We start from the raw sequence: 26,329 nt of genomic DNA, 5'->3' as shown, positions 1-26,329 counted from the left end.
GGAACCGGTCGGTGGCGGGGCTCCGACGCGGGGCGCGGGAGGCCGCAGTGTCGCGGTGGGCGCGGCGGGGCGACGGGGACGCCCCCGGCCTCTCGATAGACTGGCCGCATGACCGCCGAGACCTCCGCGCAGACCACCGACCGCACCAGGCTCCTCGAGCTCATCCGGGAACTCGCCGTCGTGCACGAGCGCGTCACGCTCTCCAGCGGCGTCGAGGCCGACTACTACATCGACCTCCGCCGGATCACGCTGCACCACGAGGCATCCGCCCTCGTGGGCCGCGTGATGCTCCAGCTGCTCGACGACGCCGGCATCGCCTTCGAGGCCGCCGGCGGCCTCACGATGGGCGCGGACCCGGTCGGCACCGCCGTGATGCACGCGGCAGGGCAGGCGGGCCGGCCGATCGACGCGTTCGTGGTGCGCAAGACCCAGAAGACGCACGGCATGGGCCGCCAGGTGGAGGGACCCGACGTGTCCGGGCGTCCCGTCGTCGTCCTGGAGGACACCTCCACCACCGGCGGCTCCGCGCTGACCGCCGTCGAAGGCGTCCGGCGGGCCGGCGGGGACGTCCGGGCCGTCGCCGTCATCGTGGACCGCAGCACGGGATCGAAGGAGCGCATCGAGTCCGAGGCGGGTGTGCCCTACCTCTTCGCGTTCGGCAAGGACGAACTGGGCCTCGACTGACGGGGACCGCGACCACGGCACGGAGCGGCGCATGGAGCACGACGGCGTCCGGGCGGCCCTGCGCGGTGCGCGGGACTTCCGCGAGTCCTCCCGCCGGTCCTTCCTCATCGGGTCGGCCGCTGCGGCGGTAGCGACGGCGGATCTCGCCTTCACCCGCGTCATCCAGTCCCAGCGCGAGCTGACCCGCATCCTGCCGCTCGACGACGACGACGCACGCGCGCGCTTCCCGGACGACCGCTGGGTCCTCTTCCCCGGGTACAAGACGAGCTGGGAGGAAGGGCTCTGGATCCTCAACTCGCTGCGCCCGGCCCTGTCCCGGCGCGCGCAGATGGCCGTGATGGGCTACTCCAACCGTGGGCTCGACATCAACAACATCGTCGCCACGATGAACCGCTACGTGGAGAACTTCCGGCTCGAGAGGCTCTACTTCTACGGCCACAGCTTCGGCGGCATGGTGGCGGTCGAGGTGGCCGCCCGGCTGCGCGACCGCGGCATCCCGGTGGAGCTCGTGCTGCTGGACTCCTCGCCGTCGAGCCGCTTCGACGTCCAGGACCAGCGCATGTTCGACGGCGTGGTGCTGCTGTACGAGGCGGGGGTGCGTGTGCCGATCAGCGTGCGGGGCACCTACGAGCTCGGCGAGCGGATCGTCCACAAGAACGAGCGCACGTGGAGCCAGATCGTGGACCAGACGCTCGAGCAGCTCTCGCCCCTGGCACCCAGCAGCGAGCTCATCCAGTCCGAGTCCTCGTACATCTACCACTTCGACGTCTCGCGGTTCCGGCTCTCCCTCGGGGAGACGAAGGTGGTGTTCACCGGGAACCCGAACGACGGCGTCGTCGACTACGCGCGTGCTCGGACCGGGTGGGCGCGCGGGCTGCCCGACAACCTGGTCTCCGCGGACCACGTGACGGAGGGGGCGCTGCCGGCGCACGCGAGTCCACAGTGGAACCCGGGCATCTACCAGGGCATCGTCTCCGCCGTGCAGCGCGACTACGTCCCCGTGCCGCGGGGCGGCGGCCTGAAACGGCTCTTCTAGGCCGCTTCTACACCTGGTCGATCAGGTCCGCCACCGACTCGCAGATCTGCGCCGGGCGGAACGGGAACGCCTCGATGTCCTCCGGCTGCGTGATACCGCTGAGCACCAGGACCGTGTGCAGGCCCGCTTCCATGCCGGCGATGATGTCGGTGTCCATGCGGTCGCCGATCATCGCCGTCGTCTCCGAGTGCGCGTCGATCTGGTTCATCGCCGAGCGGAACATCATGGGGTTCGGCTTGCCCACGATGTAGGGGTCCCGGCTCGTCGCCGCCGTGATCATGGCCGCGATGGCGCCCGTCGCCGGCAGCGGGCCCTCCTTCGAGGGCCCGGTCACGTCCGGGTTCGTGGCGATGAAGCGGGCGCCGTCGAGGATCAGGCGCACGGCCTTGGTGATCGCCTCGAACGAGTAGGTGCGGGTCTCGCCGAGCACCACGTAGTCGGGGTTCGTGTCGGTGAGCACGAAGCCCGCCTCGTGCAGGGCCGTCGTCAGTCCCGCCTCGCCGATCACGTACGCCCGTCCGCCCGGCAGCTGGTCGCGCAGGAACTGCGCGGTGGCCAGCGCCGAGGTCCAGAGGTTCTCCTCGGGGATCTCGAGCCCGGAGGCCTTCAGCCGCGCGGCCAGATCGCGCGGCGTGTAGATCGAGTTGTTGGTCAGGACGAGGAACCGCTTCGAGGTGGCCACCCATCGCTCGATCAGCTCGGCCGCACCGGGAATGGCCTGGTTCTCGTGCACCAGCACACCGTCCATGTCGGTGAGCCAGCACTCGATGTGTTCGTTCTCGCGCATGGGCGTCCTTCCAGAGGGGGCGTTCGGGGACCTGCCGGTGCCAGTCTTCCACCTTTCGCGCCGACTACGCTGGGAGGGTGACAGAACCCGTGCCCGAGCCCGCCGTCGACGCCGAGACCGCGGACGGAGCCCCGGGCGGTCTTGTCGGCGTCGGTCCGTGGGAGGGCGAGTGGCCCGACGGCGACCACTGGGACCGTGACCTGCTGGCGGGCGGGGACACCCGCAACGTCGTCGACGCGTACCGGTACTGGAAGCACGAGGCGATCGTGGCGGACCTCGACGAGCGCCGCCACGGCTTCCACGTCGCGATCGAGAACTGGCAGCACGACCTCAACATCGGCTCCGTCGTGCGCACCGCCAACGCGTTCCTCGCCAGGGAGGTCCACATCATCGGGCGACGGCGGTGGAACCGGCGCGGCGCCATGGTCACCGACCGCTACCAGCACGTGCGCCACCACCCCACGGTGGCCGACTTCACGGAGTGGGCCGCGGCGGAGGGACTGGCGGTGATCGGGATCGACAACTTCCCCGACTCGGTGCCGCTCGAGACCTACGACCTGCCCGAGAACTGCGTGCTCGTGTTCGGCCAGGAGGGGCCGGGCCTCACGCCGGAGGTGCACGAGGCCGCCGAAGCGACGCTCTCCATCGCCCAGTTCGGGTCCACGCGCTCCATCAACGCCTCGGCGGCCGCCGCGATCGCCATGCACGGCTGGGTGCGGCGGCACGTGTTCGGGCAGCACGCCTGACCCGGCGGCCACCACCGCCGGTACCGGCCGGGTCCGGGCGCACCCCGTAGCACGCCCGGCCCGCGACGCCCTGGCACCGCGGGCCGCGGCCCTGGTTCCCGGCGTCGCGACCGGTCCGGGCCGTCGTCATCCGGCGTCGGGATCCCCTGCGCCCGGCAGGTCCGCTCGCTAGGATGAAGCAAGCACTTCCCACCACTAAGGAGTCCTCAGCATGCCTATTGCCACACCTGATGTTTACGCCGAGATGATCGACCGCGCGAAGGCGGGCGGTTTCGCATTCCCGGCTGTGAACGTGACCTCCTCCCAGACGCTCAACGCGGCCATGCGCGGCTTCGCGGAGGCAGGGTCCGACGGCATCGTGCAGGTCTCCACGGGCGGCGCCGCCTACTGGTCCGGCGCGAGCGTCAAGGACATGGTCGCCGGTTCGCTCGGTTTCGCGGCCTTCGCGAAGGAAGTGGCGAAGAAGTACGACGTCAACATCGCGCTCCACACGGACCACTGCCCCAAGGACAAGCTGGACGACTTCGTGCTGCCCCTCCTCGCCGCGTCCGAGGACGCCGTGAAGAACGGCCGCGACCCGATCTTCAACTCGCACATGTGGGACGGCTCGGCCGAGACCCTCGAGGAGAACCTGCGGATCGCCCGCGAGATCCTGCCGCGCGCGGCTGCGGCGAAGATCATCCTCGAAGTGGAGATCGGCACCGTGGGTGGCGAGGAGGACGGCGTCGAGAACGCCATCAACGACAAGCTCTACACCACGGTCGAGGACGCCCTGGCCACCATCGACGCCCTCGGCGCCGGGGAGCACGGCCGCTACATCACGGCGCTAACCTTCGGCAACGTGCACGGGGTGTACAAGCCCGGTGGCGTGAAGCTGCGGCCCGAGATCCTCAAGGACATCCAGGACCAGGTGGGCCGGAAGATCGGCAAGGACAAGCCCTTCGACCTCGTCTTCCACGGCGGTTCGGGATCCTCCGACCAGGAGATCGCCGACGCCGTCTCCTACGGCGTCATCAAGATGAACATCGATACCGACACCCAGTACGCGTTCACCCGCCCGGTCGCCGACCACATGCTCCGCAACTACGACGGCGTCCTGAAGGTCGACGGCGAGGTCGGCAACAAGAAGACCTACGACCCCCGCGTCTGGGGCGCCTCGGCCGAGGCCGGCCTCGCGGCCCGCGTCGTCGAGGCCGCCGCGTCGCTCGGGTCGGCCGGGAAGAAGCTCTAGTGTCCGACGAGTTCCGGAAGAACCTGATGGGCCCCGAGCCCACGCTCCTGCCGGAGGAGCCCGCCGTCGTCGGGCGCCTCGCGGCCGGTGACGAGGCCGTGGACCTGGCGGCCAAGCATCCGACGTCGTCGCTCGTCTGGGCGATCCTCGCGGACGAGGCGTACGCGGAGGGCCGGACCATCGAGTCCTACGCCTACGCCCGTACCGGGTACCACCGCGGCCTCGACGCGCTGCGACGCAGCGGCTGGCGTGGCGCCGGCCCCATCCCGTACTCGCACGAGCCGAACCGTGGCTTCCTCCGCGCCCTCTACGCGCTGGGCCGTGCTGCCGCGTCCATCGGCGAGATCGAGGAAGCCGAGCGGATCGCGGTGTTCCTCAGGGAGTCGGACCCGGAGGCCAGCGCGCAGCTCGCGAACTGACGTCCGGCACGGAACGGGAAGAACGGGGTCCGCCATGGCGGACCCCGTTCTTCCTTTTTCCGCCGGGAGGGCCTCGGTCCGGGTGCCTCCTAGACCCGACTACTCGTTAATCTGGTCCGGTTAACAAGTAGTCCAATTCCTTGTGCAGAAGTGGCGCACGCGACCAGAGTTAAAAGCTCCACATACCGTGGTGAGGCGATTGGAAGTGGGGGCTGGAATGTCCACAAGCGTAAGTACGGGTCAGTTGTACACGGTCGCGGAGGTCGCGGCCATGATGCGGGTCTCGAAGATGACGGTCTACCGCCTGGTGCAGTCCGGAACGATCAACAGCATCCGGTTCGGCCGGTCCTATCGCGTGCCGCAGAATGCGGTGCGGGACTACCTCGACGCGACGAATCCGGGCTCGGACTACTCGATCTGACGGCAGGGTCCGCGGACCTGCCGCGTCCCCCGGCCCGCCGTGGCCGGGGGGTCCGCCATGACCTCGGGCATCACAGCGAGACGTGGATCGACCGATCGTACGCCTTGTGCTATCTATCGGTTAACGATAGCTTTGTGCTGACAAACAGTACAAGGGAGTCGTCATGGGAAGAATCACCGTCCTCGCTCTGCGGGTCGTGCTGTGCATGATGTTCGCGGGTTCCGTCTTCATCCAGGTGGTGATGCTCTCGCTCCTGGGCATCGACCTCGACGGAGCCGATCCCGACGTCGCCCTGATCCGGACCCCGCTCGTGGTCCTGACCGTGCTCGGGATCCTCGCACTCCAGGTGGCCGTGGTCTGCGTCTGGGGGCTGCTGACGATGGTGCGGCGGGGAACAGTGTTCTCCTCGGACGCCTTCCGGCTCGTGAACATCGTCATCGGTGCCTTCGCCGCCGCGAGCCTGCTCACGGTGGGGCTCGGGATCGCGCTCGCGCCCGGTGAGGCCGTGGCGCCCGGCGTCGTGCTGCTCATCGGGGGAGTGGCCGTCATGATCGCTGCCGTGGCGCTGATCGTGCTCGTGCTGCGGGCACTGCTCGCGCAGGCGGTGGCACGCGACACCGAGGCACGGCAGCTGCGCACCGAACTCGACGAGGTCATCTGATGCCCATCGTGGTGCGGATCGACGTCGAACTCGCCCGGCGGAAGATGAGCGTGGGCGAGTTCGCGGAGCGGATCGGACTGACACCCGCCAACGTGGCGGTGCTCAAGAACGGACGGGCCAAGGCCGTCCGTTTCAGCACACTCGAGGCGATGTGCAGGGTCCTGCAGTGCCAGCCCGGGGACCTGCTCGAGTGGGTCGAGGACGAGCCCGGGGCGGACGCGGGGGCCGCGATGTCCGTGCCCGGAGAGGACGATGCATGAGGGGACGCGGCAGGTTCCTGCCCGCCGCGCCCGGGCCGGGCGCGCCGGGGGACGCCGGTCTGTACGGCCCGGGGTCGACCGCGTGGCGGATCGCGCGGGAGCGGACCGTCCTGGCCGGTGGACCGGCTGCGCTCCTGCTGCAGGTGGCGCACCCCCTCGTCGCGGAGGGCGTCCGCGCCCACAGCGGCTTCGCGACCGATCCCCTCCAGCGGCTCCGCGGCACCCTCGACGCCGTCCTGACCGTCACGTTCGGCGACGACGCGCAGGTCCGCGCCGCCGCCGCCCACGTGGCCAGGAGGCACGAGACCGTCCAGGGCACGCTGCCCACTGCCAGTTCCTCGCTGCCCGCGGGGACCCGGTACAGCGCGAACGACCCGGACCTGGCCCTCTGGGTGTTCGCCACCCTGGCATGGACCGCCATCGAGGTCACGGAGGTCTTCCTCCGGCCCGTCGGGCCCGAGGAGCGGGATGCGTACTACCGGGACATGACCCGACTGGGGCGAGTGTTCGGTGTCCCGGACGCGCTCCTGCCCGCCGACTACCGTGGCCTCCGGAGCTACTTCGACCACCAGGTCCGTACCACCCTCGACGTCGGCGGTGCCGCCCGCTCGATCGCGCAGCAGATCCTCGCTCCGGATCCGCCGATCGTGCCGCCTCCACTCCGCCCGGTGCCCGCCCTGCTCGCCGCCGGGATCCTCCCTCCCGCGCTGCGCGAGGCCTACGGACTGCCGTGGCGGCGTCGGGACCGGATCGCCTTCGCGGTGATCCGCCGGGCCGTCCGGCATGCGGCCCCCCTGCTTCCGGCCGGGCTCCGCTACTGGCCCCACTACGGTGTGGCATGCCGCCGCATGACAGCTGACGGCGGCCGGCCGCAGCGGGCGGTTCGCCGCCGGAGCCGGTGACGGGTCCCGGTGGGGCACCTGCTCCGGGAACTCCGGCGACCCCGTGTCGACGCCCACCGGCGGACGGACACCGCCGGAGTCCAGGACCGGCCCGTCCCGGGGATCAGCGCTCCGGGTGGCGGATCGTCGTCGTGACCGACACCACCTGCGGACGCGGCGGGGCGGAGCTGAAGCCGAACCGCACCGGGGGGCTCACGGGTGCGAGGGTGCCGAGATCCGCGTCCCGCCAGCTGGCCGTCGCCCCGGAGACGGCCCGCGCGGAGGTCACCCCGTAGTACTCGGTGCGCCCGTGTCCTGCCGAGCCGGCCGTGGCGATGCCCTTCACCAGGAGCGACGCCACGGGATTGATGAGCGCGAGCCAGCGGGGATGCGTGGCCAGGCGCCGCGGGACGATCCCCAGCAGGCGCCCGAGGAGCGTGACCGCGCCGATTCCGGCGACCACCCGCAGATCGCCGCCCTCGACGACGAGCCGGTCGGCCGTCAGGGTCGAGGTGACCGGCGAGAGCACGACGTCGTCGAACGTGTAGGTCGATCCGACATAGTCCGCGATCTCCTGTGTGGGCGCGATCAGCGTGCGGTGTCCCGCGGCGTCCTCCAGCATGACGTCGGTGAACGCCCCGAAGGGGGAGGTGTCCCACCGGCCGATCACCAGCCGGGTACCCGAGGCGGTGCCGATGCCGGCGATGTGTCCTTCGAAGCGGTCCATGGCCCTATTCTGCACGCGCCCACCTCCGGACCGGACGGGCTTCGCGGAGCTCCCGCTCGCGTCACGCCCGGCATTTTTCGGCGCCCCCGGAGCCGCTCGGCTAAACTCGGACGGTAAGAGCCCCAGTGGCCGCATGTCGTGCGGCCGGTTGGGGCGTTCTGATGCACGGCGTGCTTGCCGCGGTTGCGCGGGGAGGGCCCGTACCGAATGGGGGAGGATCCCATGCCAGCAATCGTCATTGTCGGAGCCCAGTGGGGCGACGAGGGTAAGGGCAAGGCCACTGACCTGCTGGGCGGTCGGGTCGACTACGTCGTGAAGCCGAACGGTGGCAACAACGCCGGGCACACCGTCGTCGTCGGCGGCGAGAAGTACGAGCTGAAGCTCCTTCCCGCCGGCATCCTCAGCCCCAACGCCATCCCGATCATCGGCAACGGCTGCGTCATCAACCTCGAGGCCCTCTTCCAGGAGATCGACGGGCTCCAGGCCCGCGGCGCCGACACCTCCAAGCTGCGGGTGTCCGCCAACGCCCACCTCGTGGCGCCCTACCACCAGGTGCTGGACAAGGTGACCGAACGCTTCCTCGGCAAGCGTGCCATCGGCACCACCGGGCGCGGCATCGGTCCCGCGTACATGGACAAGGTGGCCCGGCTCGGCCTGCGCGTGCAGGACGTGTTCGACGAGTCGATCCTGCGCCAGAAGGTGGAGGGCTCCCTCAAGCAGAAGAACGAACTCCTCGTGAAGGTCTACAACCGGCGCGACGTCGAGGTCGAGGAGGTCGTGGAGTACTTCCTGTCCTTCGCCGAGCGGCTCAAGCCCCTCGTCATCGACTCCACCTTCGTGCTCAACGAGGCACTCGACGCCGGCAAGGTGGTCCTCATGGAGGGTGGCCAGGCGACCTTCCTCGACGTCGACCACGGCACCTACCCGTTCGTGACGTCCTCGAATCCCACGGCCGGCGGTGCGTCCGTCGGCTCCGGCATCGGTCCCACGCGCATCTCCCGCTCGATCGGCATCATCAAGGCCTACACCACGCGTGTCGGAGCCGGCCCGTTCCCCACGGAGCTCTTCGACGAGATGGGCCTGTACCTGCAGAAGACCGGCGGCGAGTTCGGCGTGAACACCGGCCGTCCGCGCCGGTGCGGCTGGTACGACGCCGTGCTGGCGCGCCACGCGTCACGCGTCAACGGCTTCACCGACTACTTCGTCACCAAGCTCGACGTCCTCACGGGCATCGAGAGCATCCCGGTCTGCGTCGCGTACGACGTCGACGGCGTCCGCCACGACGAGATGCCCATGACCCAGACCGAGTTCCACCACGCGAAGCCGATCTTCGAGTACTTCGACGGCTGGACCGAGGACATCACGGGCGCTCGGACCATCGAGGACCTGCCGGACAATGCGCAGACCTACGTGCGGGCGCTCGAGAAGCTCTCCGGCACCCGGTTCTCCGCGATCGGCGTCGGTCCGGACCGCGACCAGACCATCGTGGTCAACGACCTGATCGGCGCCTGATCGGTACCTGATCGGGACCGCCCGGAGGTCGACGCCTAGAGGTTGACGGTGATGTCGGCGTCGTCGCGCAGTCGCGCGATCAGTGCCTGTGCGGCCTCGGAGGTCCTGCCACCCGACAGCTGCTGGATGATCTGTTCGCGGACGTCCTCGAGCGGGGGAATCGGTGTCGCGGTATCGCCCCCGGCCTCCTGCTGCGCCTTCGCCGCGTCGTAGGCCTCCTGGATCTCCTGGTCGGTCGGCGTCGTGTCGCCGGCTTCCTCCGCCAGGAGCGTGTCGAGCTTCACCTGGTCCGTCAGCTGCTCGTCGAACTCGGCGTCGTCGATCCCCTGGTCGGCGAAAGCGGCCTTCAGCTCCTCCTCGGAGGCGAGCCCGCTCGCCTGCAGCAGCTCGTCGACGGCCGCGGCCCGTCCTTCGGGCGTCGCCGTGATGCCCCGCCGGTCGGCCTCCTGGCGCAGCAGCTCGGAGCTGACAAGGTTGTCCGCGACCGTCGTCCTCAGCAGGTCCTGATCGACCTCCTGGCCCGCGGCCTGCGCCTGGGCGGACGCCTGCGCGAACTGGCCCTCGTACGTGTCGGTGAAGAGGTCCCGGCCGATCTCGGTGCCGTTGACGACGGCGACGACCTCGGGGATGCCCTCGAGATCCGGTGCGGGCTGTGCCTCGCCCGGCGCTGCCGATACGGAAGCCGACGCCGATCCGGAAGCCGACGCCGATGCGTCTGCGCCCTCAGGCTCGCCCTCCGAACCGGTGCAGCCGCCGAGCACCAGGATCGAGCTGATGAAGGCGGCGGCCAGCAGCAGCCGCCTGCCCGCACCGGTCCTCCGGACAGTGCTCATGACCGTTCCCTCCCTGCCGGGTCGTCAGGACCAGCATGCGACCCCGACCGCACCCTCGTCCGACGGCGGGCGGCGTCCGACGGCAGCCAGGACGGGATGCCCGGCGCTACCATCCCCAGGTCCCCGTGCCGCCCTTGAACGGTCCCACGATGGCGGCGGTGATCCAGCCGCCGTAGAAGTCACCCTCCTGGGCCCGCACCTCCTCGCCGTCCACCGTGCAGGCGTCCATCCGCGACGGGTAGATGGCGACCCGCGTGGCGAGGTCCTCGTAGCCACGGACCGGCGTCGGGTAGGTCCACGCGCCGCGCGGGCTGCGCGCGCTGCCGGCGACGACGTCGAAATAGCGGGCCGCGCCCTTGAACTCGCAGTGGGTGGTGCCCTCCACGGGAACCAGCACGCCGGGCGCGAAGTCCGCGATCGGCAGGTAGTAGACAGGCGGGTGGCTCGTCTCGAGGACCCGCACCGCGTCGACCGTGGTGACGATCAGCTGCCCACCGAAGCGCACCTCGATGCCCGCCGGTGTCCGTTCCACCCGCGGAGGCCGCGGATAGTCCCAGACGGACTCCTGTCCTGGCCCGGGTGGCACACGCCTGCTCTTCAAGGGGATACTCATGCCGAAAGGGTACTCCGGCCCGCCGGGCCGGAGTCTGTACGCTGGGTGGACGTCGGCACACACGGTTAGGGCGGCAACATGAAGGTCAGCGTCGGTCAGTTCCGGCCAGGTGGGGACGCCCCGGCGAATCTCGCCGTGATGCGGGAACTCGCGGCGGAGGCCCGGGGCGAAGGCGCGGAGCTGATCGTCTTCCCCGAGGAGTCGATGTTCGCCATCGGCAAGCTCGACGGCGACCTCCACCAAGCCGTCGAGGCGAACTGGACCACCTTCGTGCAGCAGCTGTCCTTCCTCGCCGCCGACCACGGCATCGCCGTGGTGGCCGGCGGGTACGAGCCCAGCGGCGAGGAGCGGCCCTTCAACACCCTCGTCCTGATCGACGCGACCGGCCGCATCGTGGACACCTACCGCAAGCTGCACCTCTACGACGCCTTCAGCTACTCCGAGTCCACGGCCATCAAACCGGGTGACGGCGGCATCAAGATCGCCGAGGTCGGCGACCTCCGGGTGGGACTCATGACCTGCTACGACGTCCGGTTCCCCGAACTGGCACGCGCACTCGCCGATGCCGGGGCCGACCTCATCTGCGTGCCGGCCGCGTGGTTCAAGGGCGAGCACAAGATCGAGCACTGGGAGACGCTGCTGAAGGCGCGGGCCATCGAGAACACCCTGTGGGTGGCGGCGGCCGGCACCTCGAGCAGCCACACCATCGGCCACTCGGCCATCATCGACCCGATGGGCGTCCCGCAGGCGCACCTCGAGGACGAGGAGCGGGGCATCGTCACCACGGACGTCACACGCCGCAGGGTCGACGACGTCCGGGAGTTCCTGCCGGTGCTCCGGAACCGGCGCTTCGCCCGGAACGACGCTATTGTCGACCCCCACTGACGCAGCGGATCCCGGTACCGAGGCGGACCGCCGGGTCCGACCCGGCGAGCCTGCGCGTGCCGCGAACATCAGGGACGTAGCCCGCCGCGCGGGGGTCTCGCACCAGACGGTCTCCCGCGTCCTCAACGGCCACCCGAGCCTGCGGGCCGAGACGCGGGACCGCGTGCTGGCCGCGATGGCAGAGCTCAGCTTCCGTCCCAACCGTGCCGCCCGGGCGCTCGTGACCAGCAGGTCCACCACCATCGGCGTGCTCGTGGGCAAGGGCTTCGAGTACGGGCCGGCGGCGAGCCTGCAGGCCATCGACAGCGCTGCGCGCGAAGCCGGGTACGCCGTCGACATCGCGCACCTCGACGACCTCGACGGCGGCTCCATCCGGTCGGCCCTGGACCGGCTGCTGGCGCACGGCGTGGACGGGCTCGTCATCCTGGCCCCGCAGACACAGACCCTGGGCGAGATCGAGCGCCTGTCCATCACGCTGCCGTTCGTGACGGTCCACTCGGCGCAGGCGCAGGACGATCACCGCTTGTCGGTGGACCAGTCGGGAGGCGCCGCGCTCGCGACGCGCCACCTGCTCGAGCTGGGACACCGGCGGATCGCGCACATCGCGGGACCGGAGGGCTGGTTCGAGACGGAGGCGCGGGTGCGGGGGTATCGCGGTGAGATGGAGGCCTGGGGCCGCTCACCGGAGGTGCTGCGCTCCGGCGACTGGACCGCCGAGTCGGGGTACCGGGCAGGGCGTTCCCTCGCGGCGGACAGGGAAATCACCGCGGTCTTCTCGTCCAACGACCAGATGGCGCTCGGACTGCTCCATGCCTTCCGTGAAGGTGGACGTCGGGTGCCCGAGGACGTCAGCGTCGTGGGGTTCGACGACGTCCCCGAGGCGGCGCACTACTGCCCGCCCCTGACGACGGTGCGGCAGGACTTCCCCGAGCTGGGGCGGCGTTGCATGACGAGGCTGCTGGCGCTCATCGGCTCGGTGGGGACGGATGCGGCCGGCGAGGCGGGCGCGGCCCCGGACGTGGTACCGGAACTCGTGGTCCGGGCGTCGACGGCCGCGCCGGCCGCCTGACGGCCCTCCTCCTCCGCCATTGACACGCCCCACTGATCGGGCCCTACACTGGGAACCGCAATGTGAACGGTCACATGAACGGCGCATCGCATCGACGATCCATCAGGGCACTGCATCGCGGTCTCCCGAGAAGAACAAAGAGGTCCTTCCCTTGAGTGACTCCATCCCGGGCGCAGACCCGGCCACAGGGGCGGCCGGCAGGCCCACCTACGTCATCGGTGTCGACTACGGCACCCTCTCCGGACGCGCCGTCGTGGTCCGTGTCTCCGACGGTGCGGAACTCGGAGCCTCGACGCTCGAGTACCCGCACGCCGTCATGGACTCGACGCTCACAGCCACGGGCGAGCAGCTCCCGCCCGAATGGGCCCTGCAGGTGCCGTCCGACTACGTCGACGTCCTCCGCACCGCCGTACCGGCAGCCGTGCAGGAGGCGGGTATCGATCCGCAGGACGTCATCGGCATCGCCACCGACTTCACCGCCTGCACCATGGTGCCCACCCTCGCCGACGGGACGCCCCTCAACGAGGTGCCCGGCTACGAGGGTCGGCCCCACGCCTACGTGAAGCTGTGGAAGCACCACGCGGCGCAGGGCCAAGCGAACCGCATCAACGACCTGGCCGCCGAGCGCGGCGAAGCGTGGCTGCCCCGCTACGGCGGACTGATCTCGAGCGAATGGGAATTCGCCAAGGGCCTCCAGCTGCTCGAGGAGGACCCCGAGCTGTACGACCGCATGGACCACTGGGTCGAGGCCGCCGACTGGATCGTCTGGCAGCTCACGGGGGAGTACGTGCGCAACGCGTGCACCGCCGGCTACAAGGGCATTTACCAGGACGGCGCCTACCCGTCCGAGGAGTTCCTCGCCGCACTCAACCCCGGGTTCGCGGGCTTCGCCCGCGAGAAGGTGGAGCACACGATCGGCGCACTCGCCTCGAGGGCGGGCTCGCTCTCCGAGGAGGCCGCCGGCTGGACCGGTCTGCCGGCAGGGATCGCGGTGGCCGTCGGGAACGTCGACGCCCACGTCACGGCCCCGGCGGCGCAGGCCACGGATCCCGGCCAGATGGTGGCCATCATGGGCACCTCGACCTGCCACGTCATGAACTCGGACCGGCTCAGCGAGGTGCCGGGCATGTGCGGTGTCGTGGACGGCGGGATCGTCGAGGGCTTCTACGGCTATGAAGCCGGCCAGTCCGGTGTCGGCGACATCTTCGCGTGGTTCGTGGCCAACCAGGTGCCCGGCGAGATCCGGGATGCTGCCGCTGCGCAGGGCCTGAGCGTGCACGAGTACCTGACGGAACAGGCGCAGTCCGAGCCCGTCGGGGCGCACGGCCTGGTGGCCCTCGACTGGCATTCCGGCAACCGTTCCGTCCTCGTGGACCATGAGCTCTCCGGCACCGTCGTGGGCCTGACCCTCGCCACCAAGCCGCACGAGGTCTACCGCGCCCTGCTGGAGTCCACGGCGTTCGGCACGCGGAAGATCGTCGAGACCTTCAACGCCTCCGGCGTGCCGGTCACCGAGTTCGTGGCCGCCGGCGGCCTCATCCGGAACCCGTTCCTCATGCAGGTCTACGCCGACGTGCTGAACATGCCGCTCTCGGTCATCGGCAGTTCCCAGGGGCCGGCCCTCGGTTCGGCGATCCATGCCGCCGTCGCCGCCGGCGCCTACCCGGACATCCACGCCGCAGCCGCTGCGATGGGCCATCTGGACCGTGCCGCCTACACGCCCGACCCGGAGCGTGCCGCCGCCTACGACGCGCTGTACCGCGAGTACACCGAACTGCACGACTACTTCGGGCGCGGCACCAACGACGTCATGCACCGGCTGAAGGCCCTGCGCCGCGCGGCCCGCACCCCGCAGGCGGTGTCGGCATGAGCGCCGTGTCCACGGGCTCCTTCAGCCCCGAGGTCGAGGCCGCGATCGATGCCGTCCGGAAGGACGTCGCCGCCCTGCACGCCGAACTCGTGCGCTACGGACTCGTCGTCTGGACCGGCGGGAACGTCTCCGGCCGCGTCCCCGGTGCCGACCTGTTCGTCATCAAGCCCTCCGGCGTCAGTTACGACGAGCTGACGCCGGAGAACCAGATCCTGTGCGACCTCGACGGGAACGTCATCGAGGGCACCCCCGGATCGGAACGGTCGCCGTCCAGCGACACCGCGGCGCACGCCTACGTGTACCGCAACATGCCCGACGTCGGCGGTGTGGTGCACACGCACTCCACCTACGCTGTCGCGTGGGCCGCACGCGGCGAACCGATCCCCTGCGTCATCACCGCCATGGCCGACGAGTTCGGCGGCGAGATCCCCGTGGGCCCGTTCGCGATCATCGGTGACGACTCGATCGGCCGCGGCATCGTCGAGACGCTCACCGGCCACCGCTCCCGCGGGGTCCTCATGAAGAGCCACGGACCCTTCACGATCGGCAAGGACGCGAAGGACGCCGTCAAGGCGGCCGTGATGCTCGAGGACGTCGCCCGCACCGTCCACATCTCCCGGCAGCTCGGCGCCCCGGCGGGCATCCAGCCCGAGCACGTCGACTCCCTCTTCGACCGCTACCAGAACGTGTACGGTCAGCCCTCGATCCCAGGAGCCCCCGCATGAGCCCCCTCAGCACGACCCTCGACACCTACGAAGTCTGGTTCCTGACCGGCAGCCAGGACCTGTACGGGGAGGAGACCCTGCATCAGGTCGCGGAGCAGTCGCAGGAGATCGTCCGGATCCTCGGGGATTCGGGCCTGCCCGTGAAGGTCATCTGGAAGCCGACCCTCAAGGACTCTGCGTCGATCCGCCGGATGGCACTGGAGGTCAACGCGGCCGACAACGCCATCGGGGTCATCACCTGGATGCACACGTTCAGCCCGGCGAAGATGTGGATCGCGGGCCTCGACGCACTCCGGAAGCCGCTGCTGCACCTGCACACGCAGATCAACGTCGCGCTCCCCTGGGACGAGATCGACTTCGACTTCATGAACCTGAACCAGGCCGCCCACGGCGACCGCGAGTTCGGGTACATCCAGTCCCGCCTCGGTGTGCCGCGCAAGACCGTCGTCGGGCACGTGTCCAACCCCGGCGTCTGCGCCAGGATCTCCTCCTGGCAGCGCGCCGCGGCCGGCTGGGCCGCCGTCCACGAGCTCAAGGTGGCACGCTTCGGTGACAACATGCGCAATGTCGCCGTCACCGAGGGTGACAAGACCGAGGCCGAGCTGCGCTTCGGCGTCTCGATCAACACGTGGGGCGTGAACGACCTCGTCGCCGCCGTGGACGCCCAGGCGGAGGCCGACGTCGACGCCCTCGTGGCCGAGTACGAGGAGACGTACGACGTCGTCCCCGAGCTCCGCCGCGGCGGCGAGCGGCACGAGTCGCTGCGCTACGGCGCCCGGCAGGAGCTCGGGCTGCTGTCCTTCCTCGAGGAGGGCGGATTCGGGGCCTTCACCACGAACTTCGAGGACCTCGGGGCCCTCCGCCAGCTGCCCGGTCTCGCCGTCCAGCGGCTCATGGCCCGCGGCTACGGGTTCGGCGCCGAGGGTGACTGGAAGACCGCCGTCCTCGTGCGGGCCGCCAAGGTCATGGGGGCGGGGCTGCCCGGCGGCGCGTCCCTCATGGAGGACTACACGTACCACCTGGTGCCGGGGGAGGAGAAGATCCTCGGGGCGCACATGCTCGAGATCTGCCCCACCCTGACCACGTCGAAGCCCACGCTGGAGGTCCATCCGCTGGGCATCGGCGGCAAGGAGGACCCCGTGCGCCTCGTGTTCGACACCGACGCCGGGTCCGGCGTCGTCGTCGCGATGTCCGACATGCGGGACCGCTTCCGCCTGACGGCCAATGCCGTCGAGGTGGTCCCGCCCGACGCCCCGCTCCCCAACCTGCCGGTCGCGCGCGCAGTGTGGAAGCCGGAGCCGAGCCTTGGAACCTCCGCAGCGGCCTGGCTGAGCGCCGGCGCCGCCCACCACACCGTCCTCACCACCGCGGTGGGCCTCGAGGTCTTCGAGGACTTCGCGGACATCGCCGAGGTCGAACTGCTGCGCATCGACGCCGACACGAAGCTGCGGGACTTCCAGCGTGAGCTGCGCTGGAACGCCGCGTACTATCGCCTGGCGCAGAAACTCTAGAAGCCACTCCCCGAAAGCCGGCACTGTCGCCGGAAACTCCACACAAGAAAGTTCCACCATGAATCGGAAATACCTGGCCGGCATCGCGGCCGCCAGCATCCTGACCCTCAGCCTCACCGCATGCGGCGGAAGCCGGGGCGGCGGGGACGAGGCCGCAGCGGAAGGCGGCTCCAACGAGGGCGCCAAGATCGGCGTCGCCATGCCGACGCAGCAGTCCGAGCGCTGGATCGCCGACGGCGAGAACGTCAAGAGCCAGCTGGAGGACCTCGGCTACGAGGTGGACCTCCAGTACGCGAACGACGACATCCCCACGCAGGTCAGCCAGATCGAGAACATGATCAACGGCGGCGTGAAGGCCCTCGTCATCGCCTCGATCGACGGCACCACGCTCACGAGCGTGCTGGACCAGGCCGAGTCGCAGGACATCCCCGTCATCGCCTACGACCGCCTGATCAACGGGTCGGACACCGTGGACTACTACACGACCTTCGACAACGAGGAGGTCGGCGTGCAGCAGGCCACCTCGCTGCTCACCGGTCTCGGGATCCTCGACGCCGAGGGCAAGGAGACGGGCGAGGAAGGGCCGTTCGACGTCGAGCTCTTCGCCGGCAGCCCGGACGACAACAACGCCACGTTCTTCTGGGACGGCGCCATGAAGACGCTGCAGCCCTACCTGGACAGCGGTGTGCTCCGCGTGCCCAGCGGCCAGACCGACTTCGAGCAGGCGGCGATCCTCCGCTGGCTCCCCGACACCGCTCAGGACCGCATGGAGGACCTCCTCACCGTCGGTGGCGGCGAGCAGCTCGAGGGTGTCCTCTCGCCCTACGACGGCCTGTCCATCGGCATCATCTCCGCCCTGACCTCCGGTGGCTACTCCGCTGACGACCTCCCCGTCGTCACCGGCCAGGACGCCGAGGTGGGCTCCGTCAAGTCGATCATCGCCGGCGAGCAGTACTCCACGATCTTCAAGGACGTCCGCGAGCTCGGCAAGCAGGCCGTCACCATGGTGGACGACCTCATGAAGGGCGAGGAGCCCGAGGTCAACGACACCGAGACGTACGACAACGGCGAGAAGATCGTGCCGTCCTACCTGCTCGAGTCGCAGATCGTCACGGTCGACAACTACGAGGCCGCGCTCGTGGAGACCGACTACTACACCGAGGACGAACTCAAGTAGCCGTCCCGCAGCACCCGTAGCACCCCCTCAGCCTGTGGCTCCGTACCCTCCCGGTCCGGAGCCACAGGTGCTGTACCTCGCCCGGCCGATGCCGGGACTTCCACTCAAGTAAGCGAGGCTCGACCATGGCGGAGAACATCCTCCGGATGCGCCGCATCACCAAGACCTTCCCTGGCGTGAAGGCACTGCAGGACGTCAACCTCGACGTCGCGCGTGGAGAAGTCCATGCGATCTGCGGAGAGAACGGGGCCGGGAAATCGACCCTCATGAAAGTGCTGTCCGGCGTCTACCCGCACGGGACGTACGACGGCGACATCGAGTTCGAGGGCTCCGTCGCGGAGTTCAAGGACATCCGCGACAGCGAGCGCGACGGCATCGTCATCATCCACCAGGAGCTCGCCCTCTCCCCCTTCCTGTCCGTCGCGGAGAACATCTTCCTCGGGAACGAGCGCGAGAAGCGCGGTTTCATCGACTGGAACGAGACCAACGTGGAGGCGGCCAAGCTCCTCCGCCGCGTGGGGCTGGACCTCAACCCGGTGGTCCGGGCCGGTGACATCGGCGTGGGCAAGCAGCAACTGGTCGAGATCGCGAAGGCGCTGTCGAAGAACGTGAAGCTGCTGATCCTCGACGAGCCCACCGCCGCCCTGAACGACGAGGACTCCGCGCACCTCCTCGGGCTCGTGAAGGGCCTCCGCGGCGAGGGCATCACCTGCATCATCATCAGCCACAAGCTCAACGAGATCCGCGAGATCGCCGATTCGGTGACGATCCTCCGGGACGGGCGCACCATCGAGACGCTCAGCCTCCACGACGGCTCCGTCACGGAGGAGCGCATCATCAAGGGCATGGTGGGACGCGACATGGAGAGCCGCTACCCCGAGCGCACGCCGGCCATCGGCGAGGAGGTCCTCCGCGTCGAGGACTGGACGGTGCACCACCCCCAGGAGAGCGGACGGGTAATCGTCGACGCGGCGAACCTCGCCGTCCGTGCCGGCGAGGTGGTCGGTATCGCCGGCCTCATGGGAGCCGGGCGGACCGAACTGGCCATGAGCATCTTCGGCCGCAGCTACGGCTCCAACATCACCGGCACCCTCTACAAGAACGGTGCCCCGATCACGGCGCGCACCGTGGGCGAAGCGATCCGGCACGGCATCGCGTACGCCACGGAGGACCGCAAGAAGTACGGGCTCAACCTCATCGACGACATCAAGCGCAACGTCTCCGGTGCCGCCCTCGGCAAGCTGGCGAAGCGCGGCTGGGTCGACAGCGGCCGCGAGGCCGTCGTCGCGGGCGAGTACCGGCGGTCCATGAACATCAAGGCCCCGACCGTCACCGCCATCACCGGCAAGCTCTCCGGCGGGAACCAGCAGAAGGTGGTGCTCTCCAAGTGGATGTTCTCGGACCCCGACGTCCTGATCCTCGACGAGCCCACCCGCGGGATCGACGTCGGCGCCAAGTACGAGATCTACACGATCATCAACCGCCTGGCAGCCGAGGGGAAGGCCGTCATCGTCATCTCCTCGGAACTCCCCGAACTGCTCGGCATCTGCGACCGCATCTACACGCTCGCGGAAGGCCGTATCACGGCCGAAGTGCCGATCGACCAGGCGACCCCCGAACTCCTCATGCAGTACATGACCAAGGAAAAGGACTGATTCCATGGCTACCACCGTCAAAGACCCCGCGGTCACCGCACCGCCACCTCCCGTGAAGCACGGGCTCGCCTTCCTCACGAGCAGGCTGCGCCAGATCGGTATCTTCGTGGCGCTCATCGTCATCGTCGCCCTGTTCCAGGTGCTGACCGGCGGCGCTCTGCTGATGCCGGACAACGTCTCCAACATCATCGTCCAGAACAGCTACATCCTGCTCCTGGCCATCGGCATGGTCATGATCATCGTCGCCGGGCACATCGACCTCTCCGTCGGGTCCGTGGCGGCCTTCGTGGGGGCCATGTCCGGCATCATGATCCAGGACTGGGGGTTCACCTGGTGGGTGGCCTTCCTCGCCTCACTGATCATCGGCGGACTGGTAGGGGCCTGGCAGGGCTTCTGGGTGGCTTACGTGGGCATCCCCGCGTTCATCGTCACACTCGCCGGCATGCTCGTGTTCCGTGGACTCACCCAGATCGTGCTCGAGAACCAGCGCATCACCGGCTTCCCCGAGGAGTACCGCCAGCTCGGCGGTGGCTTCCTCTTCCCCGGGCTGTTCCCGGCGGAGACCAACCTCCTGGACTGGACCACGGTGGTCCTCGGCCTGGTGGCCGTCGCCCTCCTCACCATCACCCAGCTCCGCGGACGCGCCACCCGCGCACGCCTGAAGCTCGAGGACGAGCCGGCGGCCTGGTTCTTCACCAAGCTCGCCTTCATCGTCGTGATCATCCTCGGCCTCACCTACCTTCTGGCGAGCTCGCGCAGCGGCACGCCGATCGTGCTCGTGGTCCTCGGCATCCTGATCGTGGGCTACAGCGCCGTGATGGGCAACAGCGTCTTCGGGCGCCACATCTACGCCGTCGGAGGCAATCTCCAGGCAGCACAGCTCTCCGGCATCAACACGAAGCGCATCGACTTCATGCTCTTCGTCAACATGGGTGTGCTCGCGGCCCTGGCAGGGCTCATCTTCACCGGTCGCCTCAACTCCGCCGGTCCGGGAGCGGGAAACCTCTTCGAACTCGACGCGATCGCCGCGGCGTTCATCGGCGGCGCGGCCGTGACCGGTGGCGTCGGAACGGTCATAGGAGCCATCACGGGCGGCCTCATCATGGGCGTGCTCAACAACGGCATGTCCCTGCTCGGCGTCGGCATCGATGTCCAGCAGTTCATCAAGGGCATGGTGCTCCTGCTCGCCGTCGGCTTCGACGTCTTCAACAAGCGCCGGGCCTCCAACGCCCTGAAGTAGGCCGGCGAAGAAAAATCGGAGGGGGCGTAACTTTCCCGCCCCGCCCATCGATTACCCCTGTGTAAGCGCCGCACCGAGACCTTTCCCCCAACAGGTCTCGGTGCGGCCTTCTCTTTGCCGCAGGCCCGGGAGGGCCGGCGTCCACGGGCGGAGGGCGATGGTTACGATGGTGTCGCCGTCCCGCTCGAACAAGGAACAGTCCGTGGTCACACCCCTGCCAGATGATGCGCTCCTCCGCGCTCGAGCAGGCGATCCGGCGGCCTTCTCCAGCATCTACCGATCATTGAGCCCGGGAGTGCTGGGGTACTTCGCGGGGCGCGGCTCGGACGACCCGGAGGCCCTCACGCAGGAGGTGTTCCTCACGGTCTTCTCGAAGCTGGACTCCGTCTCCGGTGGATTCCAGGGGCTCCGCACCTTCGCCTACTCCGTGGCACATGCCCGGTACGTGGACGAGGTGAGAAAGCGGACGAGGGCGCCGGTGCTCGTGGGCTACGAGGCCGACGGCGACACCCGGCTCACCGACTCCGCCGAGAGGGTGGCACTGGGGAACCTCGGTGTGGGAGGTGCACGGGGCATGCTGGACCAGCTCAACGCCGAGCAGCGCGACGTCCTCCTGCTGCGCATCGTCGCGGAGCTGCCGATCGAACAGGTCGCGGAGATCCTGGGCAGGTCCGCAGGATCGGTGAAGCAGCTGCAACGGCGGGGACTGCTCAAGCTGAAGGAAATCGTTCGACCTGAGGAATCGGAAACGCCATGACTGGACGTGACACCCCGCCGCCGGACCCCGTGCAGCGACTCCTCGACGAGGCCGGCATTCCCGCGGAACCGGCACTCGTCCGCGCCGTCCGGGAGATCGGCGACCTCGGCGCCGGGCCCGCACCCGATGCGTCCGGAGAACTCGCCCGGCTGATGGCCGACGGCGGCAGGGCGCCGCAGGGGCGCCGGAACAAGCGCCGCATCACGTTCCTCGGCGGGGCGCTCGCCGTCTCCATGGGCGCGGGCATGTCCGGTGTGGCGGCGGGGACGCTCCACTTACGGGAAGGTTTCGACGACGCCGTCGTCTCGATCACCCGCTTCACCGTCCGCAACGACGTCGACCGGGCCGAACCCGCTCCTGAACCGCTCGCCGACGCGGGGCATGGTCCCGCCGTCGTCCCGGCGGTGCCCGCTCGCGCTCCCGCTCACGCCCCGTCACCGTCCGCCTCCGCCCCGGCGCCGTCCGCCCCTGCGGACGCCGGTGGTGCCCTGATGCCGGCTCCCGCTCCCGCGTCGCCCGAGGTGAATGAAGCCGCCGCTGCTTTACCGGCGCCGGCCGTCGTACCGGCAGCCCGGCCACCGGCCGGCACGGTACGCCCTGCGGACTCTGCGACCCGGAGGCCGGACGGTCCGCGGCAGCCCGCGGCCCCGGTGACGCCGCCCACGACCGGAACGGTACCCGGCACGACCGGCCGACCCGATCCGGAGAAGCCCGGCCATGCAGCACCGGGCCGGTTCACACCCGGTCAGGGGCAGGACAGGAGCCTGACGAAGGAGACCACGGTCACGGCTCCGGAGACGATCAGCGGTGACACCCCGGCTCCTGCCGGCCACCGCAGGTCGTGGCTCCGCGCACCGGCCGGTCCTGCCGACACGACGTTCCTCCTCGACGCGCCGATCACCCTGGACCCCGATCGGTCCGCCCTGTTCCCGGCCGATGCGCTCCTCGATCCCGACGACCCGGTACCGGGGCTCCCGGTCGGCCCTGAGATGGGGGAGCTCCCCGCCGATCCGGTCCCGGAGGACCTCCCGGTCGGACCGGCTCCGGAGGACGTCCTGCCGGTGGACCTCCCGGTCGGACCGGCTCCTGAGGACGTGCTGCCGGTGGACCCCGTCGGGCCGGTGGACGCTGCAGCTCCGGACAGCTCCGGTGCCGAGGTCGCGGTGTCTGAGGCGGCCGTTCCCGAGGTCGGATCCCGATCAGAGGCGATGTCCAACAGTTCCCGTTGACCGGGATCGAGGCCTGGGAGGGGGCGGCGCCCTACGAGGTGATCTGCCGCTTCGAGGAGATGACGCCGGTGTTGAAGCCCGCCAGGTTGAGCCCGCCGTGGAAGCGTGCGTGCTCGATCTTGATGCAGCGGTCCATCACGACGTTCAGGCCGGCGCCCTGCGCCTCCCGGGCCACGTCCTCGTGCCACGAGCCCAGCTGCAGCCACAGGGTCTTCGCTCCGACGGCGAGCGTCTCCTGCAGCACGGAGGGCAGGTCGTCGTGCTTGCGGAACACGTCGACGACGTCGGGCACCTCCGGGAGGTCCGCGAGCGACGCGTAGGCGGGCTGCCCGAGAATCTCCTTGGCCACAGGGTTCACGAAGTACAGGCGGTACGGCGAGGAGGACTGCAGGTAGGTCGCCACGAAGTAGGAGGCCCGGGAGGGCTTGTCCGATGCGCCGACGATCGCCACCGACCGCGCATTCCTCAGCAGACTGAGGCGCTCAGGGGCCGATGGTCCCTCCCAGGTCCGTGCCGGTGCGTCCGTGCCGCTCATGCTCCCACTCCTACTGCCCGCGTTGCCGACGGGTCGTCGTCGTTCTCCCCGGCGGATTCCTGCGGGAGCTCGTCGAACTCCGCGTCGGAGGAATCCACGGCGATGTCGAGGGCCTGGTCCAGGTCCCACAGGATGTCGTCGAGGTCCTCCAGGCCCACCGAGATGCGCACGAGGTCCTCGGGGACGCCCGCCGCCACCAGCTGCTCGGCGGAGAGCTGCTGGTGGGTCGTCGAGCCCGGATGGATCACGAGGGTGCGCGCGTCGCCAACGTTCGCGAGGTGCGAGGCGAGCTGCAGCGACTCGATGAACTTCTGGCCCGCCTTGCGGCCGCCCTTGATGCCGAAGCTGAACACGGAGCCGGGGCCCTGCGGCAGGTACGTCTTCGCACGCTCGTGGTGGACATGGGTGGGAAGACCGGCGTAGTTGACGTACTCGACGCGCGGATCGGCCTGCAGCCATTCCGCGACGGCCTGCGCGTTCTCGAGGTGTTCGTCGAGCCGCTGCGCGAGGGTCTCCACGCCCTGTAGGAGCTGGAACGCCGACGACGGCGACAGCGACGGCCCGATGTCGCGCAACTGCTCCGTGCGGAGCTTCGTCAGGAAGCCGTACTCGCCGAAGTTCGCCCACCACTGGATGTTGCCGTAGGAGGGGACCGGCTCGGTCATCATGGGGAACTTGCCGTTGCCCCAGTCGAACCGGCCGCTCTCCACGATGACGCCACCCAGGGTGGTGCCGTGCCCGCCGATGAACTTGGTGGCCGAGTGGATCACGATGTCCGCTCCGTGCTCGATGGGCCGCACGAGGTAGGGCGTGCTGAGCGTCGAGTCGACGATGAAGGGGATCCCGGCGTCGTGGGCCACCTTCGCCAGGCCTGCGAGGTCGGCGATCTCACCCGAGGGATTCGCGATGACCTCGGCGTAGACGGCCTTGGTGTTCTCGCGGATGGCGGCCGCGTAGTCCGCGGGGTCGGTCCCGGGGACGAAGGTGGTCTCGATGCCGAAGCGGCGCAGCGTGACGTCGAGTTGGGTGACCGTTCCGCCGTACAGCTGCGATGCGGCTACGACGTGGTCGCCCGCCTGGCAGAGCGCGGCGAAGGTGATGAACTCGGCGCTCATGCCCGACGCCGTCGCCACCGCCCCGATGCCGCCCTCGAGGGAGGCGATGCGCTCCTCGAACGCCGCGACGGTGGGATTGCCGATGCGCGAGTAGATGTTGCCGTACTTCTGCAGCGCGAACAGGTTGGCGGCGTCGTTGGTGTCCTTGAAGACGAAGGACGTCGTCTGGTAGATCGGTACGGCGCGCGCGCCGTGGGTGGCATCGGGAGTGCCGCCGGCGTGGAGTGCGCGCGTACGGAAACCGAAGGAACGTTCTGCCATCAGACACCTGCCTTGCTGGGGACGGCGAGTGTGCCGTCCGGATCGAATTCCACTCCCGCGGCGCGGGCGGCGTCGGCCTCGAGCTCACGCACGATCGGGAGGATGTCCGTGCCGAACGCCGCCACCTCCTCCTGGAAGTGGAGGTAGCAGGTGAGCAGGAGGTTCACGCCGATCTTCTTGTACTCCACGATGCGCTCGGCGATCTGCTCGGGCGTGCCGATGAGCTGGGTCTTGAAGCCGTCGTTGTACTGCACGAGGTCCTCGAACGTCGAGTCGGCCCACATGCCCTTGCCGTCCTTCGTGGACGGTCCGGCTTCCTGGACGGCGTCGCGGAATCCCTCGACGGCGGGGCGGTGGGCCTTCTCGACGATCTCGCGGAGCGTGTCGCGGGCCTCCTTCTCGGAGTCGCGGGCGATCACGAACCCGTTCAGCCCGAAGCGGGGACGGCGGCCGGCCTGCTCGGCGGAGGCCCGGACGCCGGCGATGTTGTCCTTGAAGCCTTCGAGGTCCTTCCCGTTCGAGAAGTACCAGTCCGCCACGCGGCCGGCCGTGGCCTGGGCCGCCGTCGAGTTCCCGCCGAAGAAGATCTCGGGGTGGGGGCGGCCCGGCACGGCGACCGGGGCCGGGCTCAGCGTGAAGTCCTTGATGGTGTAGTACTTGCCGGCCTGGCTGTAGCCCTCCTCCGTCCACAGTCCGCGCAGCACGCGGATGAACTCCTCGGTGCGGACGTAGCGCTCGTCGTGCTCGAGCCAGTCGAGGCCGAAGTTGATGAATTCGTCCTTCAGCCAGCCGGAGACGATGTTGACGGCTGCGCGGCCGTTCGAGATGTGGTCGGCGGTGATGATGTACTTCGCGAGCACCCCGGGGTGCCACATGCCCGGGTGGACGGCGGCGATGACCTTCAGCTTCTCGGTCGCGGCCAGCAGGGCGAGGGAGAAGCTCGTCGCCTCGTGCTGCTTGTCGGCACCGTAGGACGCTGCGTAGCGGGTCTGCGACAGTGCGTATTCGAACCCGGCGTCCTCGGCGATCCGCGCGAGCTTCTTGTTGTAGTCGAAGTCCCAGCTGGTCCGCTGCTCGATGGTCGAGACGACCAGGCCACCGCTGACGTTGGGGACCCAGTAGGCGAATTTCAGAGGGGTGGAAAGGTCGGCGACGCTCATGGTTTCCTCCATCGGTCTGGCAGTAGCACCCTAATGTCGCCGCGGGGACGCGGAGGCCAGGGTTGCTGCGGCGTCAGTGAGCCAGATCTCTCAGCCGCTCGGGATGGTCACGACGAGTGTGACACCAGAGGCGCCGCAGCTCCAAACAATGTGTCTCCGCATGGAGAAGCCCACCGCAGCGATCAGTGTGCTGAGTACCTTGACAAAAGTTCCGGCATCCACCGAAGACTGGCCGTGGGAGCGCTTCCATGGGGATAGGCGGCGTCTCCTGCTCGGGCTACTCCGCCCGATACCCATCGACATGAGGAGCAATGATGCTCAGCATTTCC

General features: G+C 69.4%; 27 protein-coding genes and 1 riboswitch. Of the genes, 20 read left to right on the top strand and 7 right to left on the bottom strand.

Translation table 11 applies throughout. From position 1 onward, the window contains the following. Positions 1 to 108 precede the first annotated feature (108 nt). Both pyrE and AC0Z9V_RS13225 read left to right on the top strand, forming a co-directional pair. Positions 109 to 684: an orotate phosphoribosyltransferase gene (pyrE, locus tag AC0Z9V_RS13230; protein ID WP_485141786.1), complete on the top strand. Its 576-nt coding sequence runs from the start codon at positions 109 to 111 to the stop codon at positions 682 to 684. A 31-nt stretch (positions 685 to 715) separates the two neighbouring features. Next, the gene (locus AC0Z9V_RS13225) at positions 716 to 1,720 is read left to right on the top strand and encodes a thioesterase domain-containing protein (RefSeq protein ID WP_208740472.1); all 1,005 of its coding nucleotides are present in this window, start codon (positions 716 to 718) and stop codon (positions 1,718 to 1,720) included. A 7-nt stretch (positions 1,721 to 1,727) separates the two neighbouring features. On the opposite strand, the gene AC0Z9V_RS13220 is transcribed toward AC0Z9V_RS13225, so the two are convergent. Then, entirely contained in the window at positions 1,728 to 2,507 is a 780-nt protein-coding gene (locus AC0Z9V_RS13220; RefSeq protein ID WP_133080278.1) for an HAD-IIA family hydrolase, read from the bottom strand. Positions 2,508 to 2,596: 89 nt separating this feature from the next. Here AC0Z9V_RS13220 and AC0Z9V_RS13215 point away from each other — a divergent pair, with 89 nt between their 5' ends. From AC0Z9V_RS13215 to AC0Z9V_RS13185, 7 genes are all read left to right on the top strand, one after another. Beyond that, on the top strand, positions 2,597 to 3,253 hold the full coding sequence (locus AC0Z9V_RS13215; RefSeq protein ID WP_485141878.1) for a TrmH family RNA methyltransferase: 657 nt from the start codon (positions 2,597 to 2,599) through the stop codon (positions 3,251 to 3,253). Between the two features lie 211 nt (positions 3,254 to 3,464). Then, entirely contained in the window at positions 3,465 to 4,484 is a 1,020-nt protein-coding gene (gene fbaA / locus AC0Z9V_RS13210; RefSeq protein ID WP_133080280.1) for a class II fructose-bisphosphate aldolase, read from the top strand. Further along, positions 4,484 to 4,903: a DUF3151 domain-containing protein gene (locus AC0Z9V_RS13205; protein WP_133080281.1), complete on the top strand. Its 420-nt coding sequence runs from the start codon at positions 4,484 to 4,486 to the stop codon at positions 4,901 to 4,903. The genes fbaA and AC0Z9V_RS13205 overlap by 1 nt, the downstream gene beginning before the upstream one ends. A 217-nt stretch (positions 4,904 to 5,120) precedes the next feature. Next, complete coding sequence (locus AC0Z9V_RS13200) at positions 5,121 to 5,324, top strand: helix-turn-helix domain-containing protein (RefSeq protein ID WP_133080282.1); 204 nt, start codon at positions 5,121 to 5,123, stop codon at positions 5,322 to 5,324. 163 nt (positions 5,325 to 5,487) lie between these two features. Beyond that, entirely contained in the window at positions 5,488 to 5,985 is a 498-nt protein-coding gene (locus tag AC0Z9V_RS13195; protein WP_208740474.1) for a DUF2975 domain-containing protein, read from the top strand. After that, on the top strand, positions 5,985 to 6,245 hold the full coding sequence (locus AC0Z9V_RS13190) for a helix-turn-helix domain-containing protein (protein ID WP_133080284.1): 261 nt from the start codon (positions 5,985 to 5,987) through the stop codon (positions 6,243 to 6,245). Before AC0Z9V_RS13195 ends, AC0Z9V_RS13190 begins: the two co-directional genes overlap by 1 nt. Then, a complete protein-coding gene (locus tag AC0Z9V_RS13185) occupies positions 6,242 to 7,147 on the top strand; it encodes an oxygenase MpaB family protein (RefSeq protein WP_485141785.1) in 906 nt (301 codons plus the stop codon). The genes AC0Z9V_RS13190 and AC0Z9V_RS13185 overlap by 4 nt, the downstream gene beginning before the upstream one ends. Positions 7,148 to 7,250: 103 nt before the next feature. On the opposite strand, the gene AC0Z9V_RS13180 is transcribed toward AC0Z9V_RS13185, so the two are convergent. After that, complete coding sequence (locus AC0Z9V_RS13180; protein WP_485141784.1) at positions 7,251 to 7,853, bottom strand: hypothetical protein; 603 nt, start codon at positions 7,851 to 7,853, stop codon at positions 7,251 to 7,253. Between the two features lie 222 nt (positions 7,854 to 8,075). On the opposite strand from AC0Z9V_RS13180, the gene AC0Z9V_RS13175 reads away from it, so the two are divergent. After that, positions 8,076 to 9,365, top strand: coding sequence for an adenylosuccinate synthase (locus AC0Z9V_RS13175; RefSeq protein WP_208740477.1), 1,290 nt, complete (start codon positions 8,076 to 8,078; stop codon positions 9,363 to 9,365). A 35-nt stretch (positions 9,366 to 9,400) separates the two neighbouring features. Here the strand turns inward: AC0Z9V_RS13175 and AC0Z9V_RS13170 are convergent, their stop codons facing one another. Both AC0Z9V_RS13170 and AC0Z9V_RS13165 read right to left on the bottom strand, forming a co-directional pair. Further along, positions 9,401 to 10,198: a SurA N-terminal domain-containing protein gene (locus tag AC0Z9V_RS13170; protein ID WP_459268823.1), complete on the bottom strand. Its 798-nt coding sequence runs from the start codon at positions 10,196 to 10,198 to the stop codon at positions 9,401 to 9,403. A 106-nt stretch (positions 10,199 to 10,304) separates the two neighbouring features. Further along, entirely contained in the window at positions 10,305 to 10,811 is a 507-nt protein-coding gene (locus AC0Z9V_RS13165; protein ID WP_459268824.1) for a DUF427 domain-containing protein, read from the bottom strand. A gap of 78 nt (positions 10,812 to 10,889) precedes the next feature. Between AC0Z9V_RS13165 and AC0Z9V_RS13160 the strand changes: the two genes are divergently transcribed. The 10 genes from AC0Z9V_RS13160 (at position 10,890) to AC0Z9V_RS13115 (ending at position 22,929) form a co-directional block, all read left to right on the top strand. Continuing rightward, positions 10,890 to 11,696, top strand: coding sequence for a carbon-nitrogen hydrolase family protein (locus AC0Z9V_RS13160; protein ID WP_208740378.1), 807 nt, complete (start codon positions 10,890 to 10,892; stop codon positions 11,694 to 11,696). Positions 11,697 to 11,763: 67 nt separating this feature from the next. Then, positions 11,764 to 12,765, top strand: coding sequence for a LacI family DNA-binding transcriptional regulator (locus tag AC0Z9V_RS13155; RefSeq protein WP_485141877.1), 1,002 nt, complete (start codon positions 11,764 to 11,766; stop codon positions 12,763 to 12,765). A 151-nt stretch (positions 12,766 to 12,916) separates the two neighbouring features. Beyond that, positions 12,917 to 14,635, top strand: coding sequence for a ribulokinase (araB, locus tag AC0Z9V_RS13150; RefSeq protein ID WP_485141783.1), 1,719 nt, complete (start codon positions 12,917 to 12,919; stop codon positions 14,633 to 14,635). After that, positions 14,632 to 15,360 (top strand): L-ribulose-5-phosphate 4-epimerase, encoded by a 729-nt coding sequence (locus AC0Z9V_RS13145; RefSeq protein WP_485141782.1) that lies wholly within the window; start codon positions 14,632 to 14,634, stop codon positions 15,358 to 15,360. The genes araB and AC0Z9V_RS13145 overlap by 4 nt, the downstream gene beginning before the upstream one ends. After that, positions 15,357 to 16,871, top strand: a complete 1,515-nt coding sequence (gene araA, locus AC0Z9V_RS13140; protein ID WP_485141781.1) for an L-arabinose isomerase — start codon at positions 15,357 to 15,359, stop codon at positions 16,869 to 16,871. The genes AC0Z9V_RS13145 and araA overlap by 4 nt, the downstream gene beginning before the upstream one ends. A gap of 58 nt (positions 16,872 to 16,929) precedes the next feature. Beyond that, complete coding sequence (chvE, locus tag AC0Z9V_RS13135; RefSeq protein WP_133080295.1) at positions 16,930 to 18,048, top strand: multiple monosaccharide ABC transporter substrate-binding protein; 1,119 nt, start codon at positions 16,930 to 16,932, stop codon at positions 18,046 to 18,048. A gap of 125 nt (positions 18,049 to 18,173) precedes the next feature. Beyond that, a complete protein-coding gene (gene mmsA, locus AC0Z9V_RS13130) occupies positions 18,174 to 19,703 on the top strand; it encodes a multiple monosaccharide ABC transporter ATP-binding protein (RefSeq protein WP_459268827.1) in 1,530 nt (509 codons plus the stop codon). Between the two features lie 4 nt (positions 19,704 to 19,707). Further along, positions 19,708 to 20,943 carry a multiple monosaccharide ABC transporter permease gene (mmsB, locus tag AC0Z9V_RS13125; protein ID WP_133080297.1) on the top strand — a complete coding sequence of 412 codons (1,236 nt, stop codon included), beginning with the start codon at positions 19,708 to 19,710 and terminating at the stop codon, positions 20,941 to 20,943. 202 nt (positions 20,944 to 21,145) lie between these two features. Further along, positions 21,146 to 21,700 carry an RNA polymerase sigma factor gene (locus AC0Z9V_RS13120; RefSeq protein ID WP_244186246.1) on the top strand — a complete coding sequence of 185 codons (555 nt, stop codon included), beginning with the start codon at positions 21,146 to 21,148 and terminating at the stop codon, positions 21,698 to 21,700. Next, on the top strand, positions 21,697 to 22,929 hold the full coding sequence (locus AC0Z9V_RS13115; protein WP_485141780.1) for a hypothetical protein: 1,233 nt from the start codon (positions 21,697 to 21,699) through the stop codon (positions 22,927 to 22,929). The genes AC0Z9V_RS13120 and AC0Z9V_RS13115 overlap by 4 nt, the downstream gene beginning before the upstream one ends. A gap of 31 nt (positions 22,930 to 22,960) precedes the next feature. On the opposite strand, the gene AC0Z9V_RS13110 is transcribed toward AC0Z9V_RS13115, so the two are convergent. The 3 genes from AC0Z9V_RS13110 to sfnG all read right to left on the bottom strand — a co-directional run bounded on the left by AC0Z9V_RS13110 (position 22,961) and on the right by sfnG (position 26,012). Then, positions 22,961 to 23,464 carry a CoA-binding protein gene (locus AC0Z9V_RS13110; protein ID WP_133080299.1) on the bottom strand — a complete coding sequence of 168 codons (504 nt, stop codon included), beginning with the start codon at positions 23,462 to 23,464 and terminating at the stop codon, positions 22,961 to 22,963. Beyond that, positions 23,461 to 24,840 (bottom strand): O-acetylhomoserine aminocarboxypropyltransferase/cysteine synthase family protein, encoded by a 1,380-nt coding sequence (locus AC0Z9V_RS13105; RefSeq protein WP_459289134.1) that lies wholly within the window; start codon positions 24,838 to 24,840, stop codon positions 23,461 to 23,463. The genes AC0Z9V_RS13110 and AC0Z9V_RS13105 overlap by 4 nt, the downstream gene beginning before the upstream one ends. Continuing rightward, on the bottom strand, positions 24,840 to 26,012 hold the full coding sequence (sfnG, locus tag AC0Z9V_RS13100) for a dimethylsulfone monooxygenase SfnG (RefSeq protein WP_208741258.1): 1,173 nt from the start codon (positions 26,010 to 26,012) through the stop codon (positions 24,840 to 24,842). Before sfnG ends, AC0Z9V_RS13105 begins: the two co-directional genes overlap by 1 nt. Continuing rightward, a riboswitch (SAM riboswitch) is annotated at positions 26,006 to 26,110 on the bottom strand. (Overlaps the previous gene by 7 nt.) Positions 26,111 to 26,329: the final 219 nt, after the last annotated feature.

The organism is Arthrobacter sp. UYP4 (genome assembly GCF_057291175.1).
This window is presented reverse-complemented; position numbering and strand designations above follow the sequence as displayed.